General features: G+C 68.7%; 9 protein-coding genes and 1 tRNA gene. 3 read left to right on the top strand and 7 right to left on the bottom strand.

Annotated features, from left to right (window positions below; genetic code table 11):
* Positions 1-366: 366 nt before the first annotated feature.
* Positions 367-2,508, bottom strand: a complete 2,142-nt coding sequence (locus BUF17_RS02605; RefSeq protein ID WP_175563591.1) for a lytic transglycosylase domain-containing protein — start codon at positions 2,506-2,508, stop codon at positions 367-369.
* 568 nt (positions 2,509-3,076) lie between these two features.
* Between BUF17_RS02605 and mgtE the strand changes: the two genes are divergently transcribed.
* A complete protein-coding gene (mgtE, locus tag BUF17_RS02600) occupies positions 3,077-4,480 on the top strand; it encodes a magnesium transporter (RefSeq protein WP_073625612.1) in 1,404 nt (467 codons plus the stop codon).
* A 70-nt stretch (positions 4,481-4,550) separates the two neighbouring features.
* Here the strand turns inward: mgtE and BUF17_RS02595 are convergent, their stop codons facing one another.
* Positions 4,551-5,264 (bottom strand): RluA family pseudouridine synthase, encoded by a 714-nt coding sequence (locus BUF17_RS02595; RefSeq protein ID WP_139282376.1) that lies wholly within the window; start codon positions 5,262-5,264, stop codon positions 4,551-4,553.
* A 168-nt stretch (positions 5,265-5,432) separates the two neighbouring features.
* Here BUF17_RS02595 and BUF17_RS02590 point away from each other — a divergent pair, with 168 nt between their 5' ends.
* Positions 5,433-6,365, top strand: a complete 933-nt coding sequence (locus BUF17_RS02590) for a carbohydrate kinase family protein (RefSeq protein ID WP_073625611.1) — start codon at positions 5,433-5,435, stop codon at positions 6,363-6,365.
* Positions 6,366-6,501: 136 nt separating this feature from the next.
* Here the strand turns inward: BUF17_RS02590 and BUF17_RS02585 are convergent, their stop codons facing one another.
* The 5 genes from BUF17_RS02585 to BUF17_RS02565 form a co-directional block, all read right to left on the bottom strand.
* The gene (locus BUF17_RS02585; RefSeq protein WP_073625610.1) at positions 6,502-8,574 is read right to left on the bottom strand and encodes a methyl-accepting chemotaxis protein; all 2,073 of its coding nucleotides are present in this window, start codon (positions 8,572-8,574) and stop codon (positions 6,502-6,504) included.
* A 271-nt stretch (positions 8,575-8,845) separates the two neighbouring features.
* A complete protein-coding gene (gene smpB, locus BUF17_RS02580) occupies positions 8,846-9,325 on the bottom strand; it encodes an SsrA-binding protein SmpB (RefSeq protein WP_073625609.1) in 480 nt (159 codons plus the stop codon).
* Positions 9,326-9,426: 101 nt separating this feature from the next.
* A complete protein-coding gene (dapA, locus tag BUF17_RS02575) occupies positions 9,427-10,302 on the bottom strand; it encodes a 4-hydroxy-tetrahydrodipicolinate synthase (protein WP_073625608.1) in 876 nt (291 codons plus the stop codon).
* Between the two features lie 260 nt (positions 10,303-10,562).
* The gene (locus tag BUF17_RS02570; RefSeq protein ID WP_073625607.1) at positions 10,563-11,342 is read right to left on the bottom strand and encodes a bestrophin-like domain; all 780 of its coding nucleotides are present in this window, start codon (positions 11,340-11,342) and stop codon (positions 10,563-10,565) included.
* A gap of 248 nt (positions 11,343-11,590) precedes the next feature.
* Positions 11,591-11,675: transfer RNA gene (locus BUF17_RS02565), tRNA-Leu, on the bottom strand.
* A gap of 203 nt (positions 11,676-11,878) precedes the next feature.
* On the opposite strand from BUF17_RS02565, the gene BUF17_RS02560 reads away from it, so the two are divergent.
* The gene (locus BUF17_RS02560) at positions 11,879-12,811 is read left to right on the top strand and encodes a sulfite exporter TauE/SafE family protein (RefSeq protein WP_073625606.1); all 933 of its coding nucleotides are present in this window, start codon (positions 11,879-11,881) and stop codon (positions 12,809-12,811) included.
* Positions 12,812-12,824: the final 13 nt, after the last annotated feature.

The raw sequence follows: 12,824 nt of genomic DNA, 5'->3' as shown, positions 1-12,824 counted from the left end.
GGCCGGGCGGAGGGTTCGGACACCATCGTCGGAGGGAGCGACCGTCGCTTGGAACGGCACCGCGCCGGCGGCTGCAGCCATCGCCGAAGACCCCGTCGATCACACATTGCGATCGATCAGTGCGGCGCAAAATACGGATAATCTTAATAAAGTCAATGTCGCGGGGCGTGCTTTCGCGGCGTTCCGCGCGCTTTGCGGCAAGATTCGGCGTGATCGTCCGCTCCGCGCAGGCAATTCACCCCGCCCTGTGTTCTCCGCGCCACTCGACCGTCCGCGCGGAAAGCCTCCCGGGCGGGGTGAAAACGGCAAGACCGCGAAGGCCGGCAGGCCCCGCGGTCTCGCATTCCGGTCCGGTCGGCGCGCCGTTCAGCCGCCGCTGGAGCCGCGCTTCAGGTCGCGGTCGATGGCGAGCTGGCCGGAGCCGAGCCGCTCGCGATAGACCTGCACGTTCTCCATCACGCGCTGCACGTAGTTGCGGGTTTCCGTGTACGGAATCCGCTCCACCCAGTCGATGGCGTCGACGCGCGGATCGCGCGGGTCGCCGTATTTGGCGATCCACTCGCTGACGCGGCGCGGGCCGGCATTGTAGGCCGCGAACGTCATGATGTACGAGCCGTTGAAGTTGCCGACGAGCTCGTCGAGGTGGAACGCGCCGAGCGTAGCGTTGTAGGCGGGGTCGTTGGTCAGGCGCGGCTGCGAATAGGGCAGGCCGGCGCGCTTGGCGACAAGCTGCGCCGTCGCGGGCATCAGCTGCAGCAGGCCGCGCGCGCCCGCCGGACTGACCGCACCCGGATTGAACACGCTTTCCTGCCGCGCGATGGCGTAGACCACCGGGCGCTCCAGGTCCGCCGGCACCTGCGTGGTGCGCGGAATGCCGGCCGTGGGGAAGGCGAGGCCGCCGACCGGAAGCCCGCGGTTCTGCGCGGTCTTGGCCACCGAAAGCGCGAAGTGGTGCTTGCCGTACTTGTCGGCGAGGTCGGCGAGCAGCGTGACCTGGCCTGGCGTCGGCAGCGTCTCGCCGAGCGCGGTGAAGAACGGCAGCGTCTTGTCGATGGCGCCGGCCGCCGCCATGCGCTGCACCGCCTGCACCATCGAATTGCGGCTGAAGGCGGATTTGTCGGCCCCGGTCGGCTGCGGCACGCCGCCGACGCCCGGCGCATGGATGCCGAGGCGCGCGCGGGCGAGCTGGCCGTAATAGGTCATGCCGTAGGCCGCGGCGGCGCGGTAGGCGTTGGCGGCCGCGCCGCGATCGCCGCGGGCCTCCTGGGCACGGCCCAGCCAGTACTGCCCGCGCGAGACGCTGATCGGCGTCTTGGCGAAGCGCGCGAGCTGGGTGAAGTGCTTCACCGCGAGGTTGGGATTGTTGAGGAAGCGCAGCGCGTACCAGCCGGCGTGGAACTCGGCGTCGAGGTCGTCGGCGTTGCCGTCCGGCACATAGTCGGCGACGATCTGGTAGGCGAGCTTGTAGTCGCCCTGGTCGAGCAGCTTGCGCGAGACCATCTTGCGCTCGTCCCACCACGCGCCGGGATCGATCTGGGCGGCGCGGTCGTTGGGAACGCTCAGCAGCAGCTTCGCGGCGTCGGAATATTGCCCGGCGCGGCGATAGAGCTGGATCATCGAATATTTGTAGCCCGGCCGGTTGCGCATCGAGGCCGGAACCGCCGCCATCAGCCGCGCGGCGTCCGGCGCCTCGCGGATGGTCGCGGCGCGCGCGTCGACATAGGCGCGTTCGGCCGCCGGCAGGATCGGGTCGAGCGCCTGCGCGCGCTTGGCGTTCTCCGCATAGAGCAGCAGCTCGGCGCGGCGCATGTTGTCCGCCGGCGTCAGCATCGAGCCGAACTCGGTCATGATCGCCTTCTGGTTCACGTCCGACATGGTGTCGGTGACCCAGGCGTGGCGGATGACCTTGGCGGCGGCCTGCGCCTGACCGGTCGCAAGCAGCGAGCGGGCGAGCAGGCGCGCGCCGTCGGCGGTCTCGGGCTGGTTGCCCGAGAACACGTCGATCACCTCCTGCGGCGTCGGGTTCTCGCGCTGCAGCGCCTGTTCCGCGCGGGCACGGAACAGCTTCATCGTCGGCCATCCCGGCGCGGCGCGGGCGAAGGCGGTGATCATCGACGAGGTCATGACCGAATCGCCGTTGCGCACCAGCAGCCAGTCGATGATCAGCCGGTCGATCGGATCGGACATGGTGTTGCGCAGCGCATAGGCCTCGCGGCCCTTGCCGGACGAGGCGAGTGCGATCGCCTGCGCCAGCGCGCCGGAGGGCGCCGCGACCTGCACCACGTCCCCGGAACCATAGGCGATGGCCGGCGTTGCAGCAGGTAGCCCCTCGGAGAAGTCCTGCGGACCGACCGCGGGCATGGAGGCCCCGGAAATGGTAGGGCTGAGGGCCAGTGCCGCGTCGGGCAGCGAAGTCAGCCCGGCGAGCACGATGGCCGTTGCGGCCTTCAGGCGGTTACGCCCGAAGGCACGTTCGGACTTTGCCCGCCCGGTCTCGACTGGTTGCATTTTGGCCTCGCAGATCAGTTCCAACTCTCGCAATGCCCGTCGCCCGCGGTCATCGTAGCGACACCGTGGAGAGAATTCACGGCGCGATTGCACCGGACGGTTGCCGCAGCGGGCTTCGGGATGAGGGCCAAGCATGGCGCCAACACGGTAAAGGTTTGGTTTCCCGTGGCGGGAACGCGGCTGGATGCGGGCGCTTTCCGGCGGAAATCCGCCAAAGGCTCTCGCGATTGTTATCCGGCCCGCGGCGGTTGCGGCCTCCGCCGTCAGCTTGTTCGTCCCGCCAGCCGGTTATCCCGCGCCTGCTTCGCGGGCGTCAACGTCCCGTCTGCGACCGACGAAACCAGCCCTGCAGGCGCGTGTCGGCGGGGCGCCGAAACGCTGTCGCTTTCAACAGGCACTTGCACCGGCCGCCGGACACGATATCCGTGGTGCCGTGGCCGGCGGGCCGTCGCTTCGCGCAAGCGACCGGCGTCGTCCGTCTCCCGATCCCCGTTCGGCGCGCCCGGTGCGCGTCCGTTTCCCGACCGTCTCCGACAATGGCTGCCCGTCCGGCAGCGGATGAGTGCGAATGGCCGAACCCACCGCCGATCACGCGACGGAGGCCCTGCCGGCATTTCGCGATGCCGGCGGCGGGGTGAATCCGCTTTTTCTCGCGGCCATCGAGATCCTGCTCGAGGAGGGCGATGCCGCTCGCCTCGCGATGCTCGCCGGCGAGCTCCACGAAGCGGATGTGGCCGACCTTCTCGCGGCGCTGACGCCGGACGAGCGCGTCGCCTATGTCCGGCTGATGGGCGAGGGCTTCGACTTCGCGACGCTGACCGAAGTCGACGAATCGATCCGCCTCCAGATCCTGAAGGCGCTGTCTCCCGCGGTCGCGGCGCGCGGCGTCGGCGCGCTCGAATCCGACGATGCCGTCTACATCCTCGAAGATCTCGACGAGGACGAGAAGCAGGCGATCCTGGAACGCCTGCCGATCTCCGCCCGCGTCCGGCTGGTGCGCTCGCTCGACTATCCGGAGGAATCCGCCGGCCGGCGGATGCAGACCGAGTTCGTCGCCGTGCCCGGCTTCTGGACGGTCGGTCAGACCATCGACGAGATCCGCGACGACGAGAACCTGCCGGAAGATTTCTACGAGATCTTCGTGGTGGACCCGATCTTCCACCTCATCGGCACCGTTCCGCTGGATCGCCTGCTGCGCGCCGGCCGCAACACCCGCATCGCCGACGTGATGCGCGAGAACCAGTACACGGTGCGCGCCACCGAGGATCAGGAAGACGTCGCCCAGCTCTTCAAGCGCTACAACCTCATCTCCGTCGCCGTCGTCGACGATAGCGACCGGCTCGTCGGCGTGCTCACCATCGACGACATCGTCGACGTGATCGAGCAGGAGGCGGAGGAGGACATCCGCGCGCTCGCCGGCGTCGGCGACGAGGAAATGTCCGACAGCGTGTTCTATGCCGCCCGCAGCCGGTTTCCGTGGCTGTTCGTCAACATGTTCACAGCGTTCCTGTCGGCCTCGGTGATCGCGATCTTCGACGACACCATCGCCCACATGGTTGCGCTCGCGGTGCTGATGCCGATCGTCGCCTCGCTCGGCGGCAATTCCGGCACCCAGGCGATGACTGTCACCGTGCGCGCCCTCGCCACCCGCGAGATCGGCCGCCGCAACGCGCTGAAGGTCCTCGGCCGCGAGATGACGGTCGCCCTCATCAACGGTGCCATCATGGCGCTGATCGTCGGGGCGGTCGCCTCGCTCTGGTTCACCAACCACGAGGTCGGCGTCGTCATCGCCGCCGCGCTCGTCGCCAACGTGCTCACCGCCGGCTTCGTCGGCGTGGTCATCCCGCTCGGGCTCAACGCCGCCGGAATCGACCCTGCGGTCGCATCCGGCGTGCTGCTCACCGCCATCACCGACATGGTCGGCTTCTCGGCCTTCCTCGGCCTCTCGACCTGGTGGTTCGGCCTGGTCTGACCGAAGCGCCATTCCAGCGTCACATGAGCGGACGTTGGTACACCGCTGGAAGGATTAGGTTTCGACCGCCCTACGCCGCCGGGCGCCAGCCCGTCAGCGACAGCGCCGCCGTCATGTGCAGCGGCACAGGCGCCTCGACCGAGACCCGCCGGCCGTCCAGCGTAAACGCGATATGGCGGGCGTGAAGGTGCAGTCGCGCCCCGGTGCGCGGCGCCCGGCCATAGATGGCATCGCCCAGGATCGGAAAGCCCATGTGCGCCGAGTGGATGCGCAATTGATGGGTGCGCCCCGTGATCGGCTCCAGTTCCAGCCAGGTGAAGCCGCCGCCGCGCCCGAGCACCTTCCACGCCGTCGACGAGGGCTGCCCGCCGGCGTGGTCGACCACCATCCACCAGCCGCGCTGGGCGTCGCGCTTGCGCAGGGGCGCCTCGATCACGCCGCTCTCGCCGTCGGGGCCGCCTTCCACCACGGCCCAGTAGGCCTTTTCGACGCCGCGGTCCGCGAACAGCTTGCCGAGCGCGGCGATCGATTTCGCCGTCCGCCCCAGCACGAGGCAGCCGGAGGTTTCCTTGTCCAGCCGGTGGGCGAGCTGCGGCGCGGCGGGCGCATCGAAGCGCAGCGCGTCGAAGCCGTCCTCCAGCACCATCCCGCCCTTCGGCCCCTTGTGCACGGCGATCCCCGCCGGCTTGTCGAGCACGATCGTTGCGGCATCGCGATAGAGCACGCGCTCGCGCAGGCCCAGCGGATCGGGGATGTCGGTCATGGGGTCGTGCCGTTCGGTCATGCCGGCGGTTCTGCCACGCGCGGCGCCGCCGCGCCACCCCGGCTTATCGGCGGCGGCGTCGCGCGGCAGCGGTCCCAAAACCGCGTCGCGCGGTGTCTTCCGATGTTCTAATCTCGCCCGCGATTCCAGAACGCCGGACAAGGCGGCAGCACGCGGAGAGGAGCGCCCATGATCGTCGTCAGCGGGGAAACCGTCGTCGATCTGTTTTCCGAGACGGCAGCGGACGGTGCGACCGTGTTCCGCCCGGTGAACGGCGGTTCGCCGTTCAACACCGCGCTCGGCCTCGCGCGGCTCGGCGTGCCAACCGGTTTTCTGTGGGCGCTGTCGACCGACCTGTTCGGCGTGCGCTTCGCCGCCGCCCTGAAGGAAGCGGCGGTGGCGCCGCAATGGACGCTGTCGACCACGCGCCCGAGCACGCTGTCCTTCGTCGATCTCAGCGGCCCCAGCCCGGCCTACACCTTCCTGGACGAGGGCACCGCCGGCCGCCTGTTCGATCCCGAGGATGCGCCGCCGCTCAGCGACGACGTCGCCGTGCTGCATGTCGGGTCCTATGTGCTGGCGACGGAGCCGAACGGCAGCCGTCTTGAGAAGTTGGTCGAGAAAGAGGCCGTCAAGCGGCTGATTTCCATTGATATCAACATTCGCCCATCGCTGGTGACGGACCCCGCCGCCTATCGCGCGCGGCTGACCCGGCTGATCGCGCTCGCGTCCATCGTCAAGGCCAGCGACGAGGATCTGGCGTGGTTCGCGCCGGGCCGTTCCGCCCTCGAGGTCGCGGAAGGCTGGATCGCCGGTGGTGCGGCGCTGGCCGTCGTCACGCTCGGCGCAGAGGGCTCCCTCGCCGTGTGCCGCGAAGCGGTGGCGCAGCGGCCCGTCAAGCCGGTCGAGGTGGTCGATACCGTGGGCGCCGGCGATTCCTTCATGGCGGGCCTGCTGTCCGGCCTCTACCGGCGGGGCTTCCTCACCCGCGAAAGGCTGGAGGACCTGACCCTCTCCGACATCGCGACCATCGCCGACGAGGCCGCCACCATCGCGGCCATCGTCTGCGGCCGGCGCGGCCCGGCGATGCCGTGGCGCTCGGAGGTGCCCGGGCTGTTCTGAGGCGCCGCGCACAATTGAAGAGAGGCCCCGGGCGAACCACGCTCCGGGGCCTTTTGCATTTGAAGGACGCCTTGTGAAGCAGGCCTTGCACGGCACGCCTTGCGCGGCATGCCTTCCGCGTCAGGCGTCGCGCCGCTCAGGCGGCCGCGACCGAGCGCAGGAACCCCTCGATCTCGCGCTCCATCTGCGTTGCGACATGGCGCACCGAACCGGCCGATTCCAGCACCCGGTTGGCCGACGTGCTGGTGTCCGCCACCGTCGCATCGAGTTCCTCGATATCGGCCGCGACGGCCCCGGTTCCCCGAGCGGCGCTGTCGATGTTGGAGCCGATCTCGCCGGTGGCCGCGCTCTGCTCTTCGACCGCCGAGGCGATGGAGGACATGAAGCCGTTGACGTCTTCCATGGTGCGCGAGATGGCGCGGATCGCGTCGACGGCCGTCCCGGTCTCTGTCTGGATGGAGGCGATCTGGGTGATGATCTCGTCGGTCGCGCGCGATGTCTGCACGGCGAGCGCCTTCACCTCGGAGGCCACCACGGCGAAGCCCTTGCCGGCCTCGCCGGCCCGGGCCGCCTCGATGGTGGCGTTGAGCGCCAGCAGGTTGGTCTGGCTCGCGATCGCCTCGATCAGCCGCACCACGTCGCCGATGCGGCTCGCCGCGGTCGCGAGCCCGGTGATGGTCTCGTTGGTGGCGCGGGCATCGGTGGCGGCGCGCGTGACCATGGTGTTGGTCGCGCTGATCTGGCGCGAGATCTCCGTGATCGAACTCGTCAGTTCCTCGGACGCCGTGGCGACCGACTGCACGTTGCCCGAGGCCTGCGTCGACGCCGCGCGTACCGAGCGGGTGCGCTGCTGGCTTTCCGCCGCCGCGGCGGCGAGGCGGTCTGAGACGGTTTCGAGATCGCCCGTCGCACGCCCGGCGGCCTCGATCAGGCCGGCGGCCGATTCCCGGAACGAGGCGATCAGGTCGTCGACCACCTTCTGGCGCGCGAGGCGCGCGGCGGTGACCTCGGCGCTTTCCGCTTCCAGCGCCTGCCGCTGCATGGCGTTCTCGCGGAACACGTTGACCGCGCGTGCCATGGCACCGAGTTCGTCCTTGTGGTCAATGCCTTCCACCACGATGGCGGTGTCGCCCGCGGCTAGCAGGCGCATCTTCTCAGTGATGTCGACGATCGGCCGCGTCAGCAGCCGAGCGCCGATCCACACCGCCACCAGCACCACGACGAGGACGACGAGGGCGACGACGGCCATCAGGTCGCGGATTTCGAACATGGTGTCGAGCACGGTGCGCTCGGGCACCGTGAGGATCAGCGCCCAGCGCTCTTTCGCGCCCTGGATGTCGACGGGAATGGCGAACCTGTAGACGGCTTCGCCGGTGGGGTCCGTCGCCTGCAGGGTCCGCGACTGGCCGGCCTGCACCTCCTGCACCAGCGCCTTCATCTCCGGATCGTCCACCGGCTTGCCGAGCAGCTTCGGATCGCCGTTGGCGATCCAGAGGCCGTCGGTGCCGACGAGTTCGGCGCGTCCGGTCCCGAACGGCTTCAGGGTGCCGACGAAGGCGGTGAGGTTCGTCAGGCCGAGATCGCCGGTCAGAATGCCGATCGGCTTGTCCGCCCGGCGGACCACCATGCTGATGGTGCTCATCAGCACGTCCTTGCCGTTCACCGGATAGACATAGGGCGGCGTCACCAGCGAGCGGTTCTCGCGCACCGGCTTGTCGTACCACGACTCCGTTCCCGCCTCGGGCGTCATCACCAGCTGCTCGACGCCCACCGATCCGTCCGGCTTGTGGAAGAAGTAGGGAACGAAGCGCCCGGTCTTGTCGGAATAGGCGTGGCCGACGAAATCCCCGTCGCGGCCCTCGATGGCGTTCGGCTCGAAGGCGAGCGTCATGCCGACCAGTTCCGGGTTCGCCGCGACCATGGCGGTGACCATCGCGCCGAGTTCGTCGCGGTCCGCCTTGCCATCGGCGACGACACCTTCGACCGCCCTCGCGCCTGTCGCGACGGCAAGCGCGGCGGTGTCGAGATTTCGCGAAACGGTCAGGGCATAAGTGCGTGCGATGTCCTCGCCGAGTGCCTGCGCGTCCTTCCGCACGGCATTCGTCACGGCCCACAGGCCGATCAGGCAGACGACCGCGAGCGACAGCCCGAACAGGGCTCCGGCGAACACGACGAGCTTGGTGCGGATGGACCAATCCACGATGCGCATGACGACCCTCGACTGAAAAGGGCCGACCGAAGGCGAGAATGCGGCGGCCGCGGGGCAGGGACGATGGAGTGTCCCGTGCCTGCGTGAAGCCCGTGTGAAGGTCGCAGGATGCACGCCATGGAGGCGCGTCAGGGTGCGCAATGCGCGCCGAAAAGGGACCCGCCGGGTGGGCGACAGGCGCGCATCGGCGCGCACTTTGTACATAGAGACGAGCGCGCATCAGCGCGCGCCCGGCGAGCAGGAGGGACGTGGTTTCGCGCGCGTGGACCGCTCAGCCGCGATCGCGCAGCAGCCGGGCCTTCTCGCGGTTCCAGCTGCGTTCCTTCTCGGTCTCGCGCTTGTCGTGGAGCTTCTTGCCGCGCCCGAGGGCGAGTTCGACCTTCGCCCGGCCCTTCTCGTTGAAGTAGAGCTTCAGCGGGACCAGCGTCATGCCCTCGCGCTGCACGGCGGCGGCGAGCTTGTAGATCTCGCGGCGATGCAGCAGAAGCCGGCGCGGGCGGCGCGTTTCGTGGTTGAAGCGGTTCGCCTGGAGGTATTCCGGGATATAGGCGTTGTAAAGATAGAGGTCGCCGGCATATTCCGCCGCGTAGGAATCGGCGATGTTGCTCTTGCCGGCGCGCAGCGACTTGACCTCCGTGCCCTGCAGTTCGATGCCGGCTTCTACGGTGTCGATGATCTCGTAGTTGAACCGCGCCTTACGGTTGTCCGCCACGAGGCGATTGGTCGGCGCGGCGGCGCGCGAGGCGGACATGGATCGTCTCCCTGAAAGATGGAGCCCGGCCATCGCGGGCCGCGGCTCCTCAGCTTGCATCCGGTACCGTCACGGCGGTCCGGAAAGGTCTCGTCGGTCGTTCAGATCAGGCCGGCATGGGCCATGGCGGCCTCGATCTCCTTGGCCGTCGCCGGGCCGATCGGCACCAGCGGCAGGCGGACTTCGTTCGCCAGCCGGCCAAGCACCGACAGGGCATATTTGGCCCCTGTCGGGTTCGGTTCAAGGAACAGCGCCCGATGCAGCGGCATCAGCTTGTCCTGATATTCCAGCGCCTTGGCGTAGTCGCCGGCGAGGCAGGCGGCCTGGAACTCCGACACGAGCTTCGGGGCGACGTTGGCCGTCACCGAGATGCAGCCGACGCCGCCATGGGCGTTGAAGCCGAGGGCGGTGGCATCCTCGCCCGAGAGCTGGACGAAGTCCGGGCCGCAAGCCTCGCGCTGCAGGCTGACGCGGGCGAGGTTCGCGGTGGCGTCCTTGACGCCCTTCACCGTCGGGCAGTCGGCGAACAGCCGCGCCATCGTCTCCACGCTCATGTCGATCACCGAGCGCGGGGGGATGTTGTAGATATAGAGCGGCAGCCCGGTCGCGCCAGCGACCGCGCGGAAGTGCTGGTAGAGCCCTTCCTGATTCGGCTTGTTGTAATAAGGGGTTACGACCAGCACGCCCTGGGCGCCGGCTTCCTCGGCGTGACGGGCGAGGCTCACGGCCTCCGCGGTGTTGTTCGAGCCGGCGCCCGCCATCACCGGCACGCGGCCGTTGGCGACTTCGACGCACAGCGTCACAACGCGGCGATGTTCCTCGTGGGAGAGCGTGGGCGATTCACCCGTGGTACCGACCGGCACGAGGCCATTGGTGCCCTCGGCGATCTGCCACTCGACGAAGTCGCCGAACGCCTTCTCGTCCACTTTGCCGTCGCGCATGGGCGTGACGAGCGCAGTGATCGATCCTCTGAACATGGCGTTTCTCCCGGCGTTCTTCGTTCAACCTGCCTGGCGGGTGCCTTGGCCGCGCGGGGCAGGGATGGATGGCTTTGTGAAGGCTGGTTCGCCTGCCCCGGCGGAGACCGTTCGGGACAGGGACGGATAGCCCGGTCCCGGCTGCGTTCGGCCGAGTCCGTCGGCCGGCGCCTTCCGTGGACGCGGGGCGCGACAATAGTCGCGCACCCGCGCCCCGGCAAGTCGCTCCACCAGCGGCGGTTTGCCGTGCGCCGCTGCGCTCAGAGCGAGGGCCGCGCCATGGTCGAGAGGGTGTGAAGGAACGGGGTCTGCGGCACCACGACGAGGCCGTCGAACGGACCGCTCATCTCCTGCACCAGGAACACCGCCGCGGCGAGCGACGCCGCGCAAATCAAAAGGGCCGTGACCGTGACGGCGTTGCGCGGCGCGAACAGGCCGAAGCCGATGAAGATCACGGTCAGCCAGCACGCCAGCACGACCGTGAAGGCGGTCGGCAGCGTCGCCTCGCGGTCGGCGATGAGCTGCTGGCCGAGGGACCACAGCGTGGCGAACTCGCTGAGCGCCTCGCTGCGAAGCTCCGTCTGGACGGGGGTCGTCGGCTGCAACATGCGGATGGAGGTTTCGACCCCCCGGATCAGGTCCGCCGGCGTGCGGCCCTTCTCCTCCGGGATCTCCGGAATCGTCAAAATCGCGTCCGGCCAGAGGCCATGGGCCGCCTTCACGACGAAATGCTGAAGCCGGGCGCGGGCGGTGTCGGCGTCCGGCCCGTAGCGGCGCAGGGTGTCGTCCAGCCGCTCGGCACCGCCTGCAAAAAGCTGCACATTGCGGTTGGCGTCGTCGAAATTGCCCTTCACCGACGCCGTCATCAGGCCGAGGACGAGGGACGCCAGCGTCGCGATGGTGCCGACCCCGAGCTTCACGAGGTCCTGCGTTTCGCTGGTGCGGTGATGGTCGCGGAGATAGTCGCGCATCGTGAGGGCGCCGAGTGCGCCGCCGAACACGCAGACGAACACGATCACGCCGATTAGCCAGGCTTCCATGCTTCCCGATCCCCGGCATTGCCGAATCCCGCGGCGCGCCCGCGTCACACCTCATATCGCATGAGACGATGTGAGGTTACGCCGGCTTCGCACTGAAATCCGCAAAATCGTCCGCAGGATAAAACGGCAGTGACCGGAAAAACAAAAAGGCGGCCTGCGAGGGCCGCCTTCTTTGTCTTCCGATCTGGACCTTCCGGCCTGATCTTCCGTCCGGACCGCATGTCGATCCATCGGGATGTTCAGAAGAGTGGTGCGGTCGAGAAGACTCGAACTTCCACGGGTTGCCCCACAGCGACCTCAACGCTGCGCGTCTACCAATTCCGCCACGACCGCATCGCCGGTTCTCGCCGGCCCGCAGCGTGTAACAAATCGCTCTGCCGGGTTCAAGGGCATCGATGGCGTGATTTTGAAGTTCTCCACCGCCCGCCTTCGCGCGCCGGGGACGGTGTTTGTGCCGCGCGCTGTTGACAGGCAACGGCCGATTTGCGCCATATCGCTGGGCTGCGGCCGTCATGCCGCCTGCCGCGGGGCCGAGAGTGGATATCTATCTCCCGATTGCGGAAATCCCGTTGAACCTGTTCCTGATTCTGGGGATGGGGGCCGCGGTCGGGTTCGTCTCGGGGCTGTTCGGCATCGGCGGCGGATTCCTGCTGACGCCGCTGCTGATCTTCACCGGCGTGCCGTCCGCTGTCGCTGTCGCGACGGTGACGCCGCAGATGGTGGCCTCCGCCGCCTCAGGCGCCCTCAGCTACTGGCGCCGCAAGCTCATCGATTTCCGCCTCTCCGGCCTCCTGTTCGTGTCCGGCGCCGCCGGCACCGCGCTCGGCACCTGGACGTTCTCGGTCCTGTCCGGCCGTGGCCAGCTCGATGTCGTGATCGCCATTTCCTACATGGTGCTGCTCGGCATCGTCGGAACGCTGATGGTGGTGGAGGCGGCCCGCGCCGTGATCCGCAGCCGCGCCGGTGCCCGCCCGCAGGGCCGCCGCCCGAACAGCCACAACTGGATCCAGCGGCTGCCGCTGAAGATGCGGTTCCGCGCCGCCCGGCTCTATGTCAGCGTCATCCCGATCGTCGTGCTCGGCGCCGGAATCGGCTTCATCGGCTCGCTGCTCGGCGTCGGCGGCGGCTTCATCCTCGTGCCGGCGCTGATCTATCTGCTGAGGGTGCCGACCTCCATCGTCATCGGCACGTCGCTGATCCAGACGCTCGGCACCATGGTCGTCGCCACGGTGCTGCATTCGGTGACGTCCGTCTCGGTCGACGGCCTGCTCGCCTTCATCATGATGGTCGGCGGCGTGATCGGCGCCCAGTTCGGCACCCAGGTCGGCCTCAGGCTGAGGGGCGAATATCTGCGTGGCCTTCTGGGTCTGCTGGTGCTCGCCGTCGGACTGCGATTCGGCGTGCAGCTCGTCGTCCATCCGGCCGACCTCTATTCGCTGGCCGTGCTGGAATGGGGAGGCCGGCCATGAGGTGGTGGCGGAC

This window comes from Pseudoxanthobacter soli DSM 19599 (assembly GCF_900148505.1).
In the GTDB taxonomy this organism is placed as follows: Bacteria; Pseudomonadota; Alphaproteobacteria; order Rhizobiales; family Segnochrobactraceae; genus Pseudoxanthobacter; species Pseudoxanthobacter soli.
Note: the sequence above shows the minus strand (reverse complement) of the source record. Positions and strands in the feature narration are given on the sequence as shown.

Coding starts and splice junctions, on each gene's coding strand:
- BUF17_RS02605 (WP_175563591.1), bottom strand. CDS start 2,508: ATGCAACCAGTCGAGACCGGGCGGGCAAAGTCCGAACGTGCCTTCGGG.
- mgtE (WP_073625612.1), top strand. CDS start 3,077: ATGGCCGAACCCACCGCCGATCACGCGACGGAGGCCCTGCCGGCATTT.
- BUF17_RS02595 (WP_139282376.1), bottom strand. CDS start 5,264: ATGACCGAACGGCACGACCCCATGACCGACATCCCCGATCCGCTGGGC.
- BUF17_RS02590 (WP_073625611.1), top strand. CDS start 5,433: ATGATCGTCGTCAGCGGGGAAACCGTCGTCGATCTGTTTTCCGAGACG.
- BUF17_RS02585 (WP_073625610.1), bottom strand. CDS start 8,574: ATGCGCATCGTGGATTGGTCCATCCGCACCAAGCTCGTCGTGTTCGCC.
- smpB (WP_073625609.1), bottom strand. CDS start 9,325: ATGTCCGCCTCGCGCGCCGCCGCGCCGACCAATCGCCTCGTGGCGGAC.
- dapA (WP_073625608.1), bottom strand. CDS start 10,302: ATGTTCAGAGGATCGATCACTGCGCTCGTCACGCCCATGCGCGACGGC.
- BUF17_RS02570 (WP_073625607.1), bottom strand. CDS start 11,342: ATGGAAGCCTGGCTAATCGGCGTGATCGTGTTCGTCTGCGTGTTCGGC.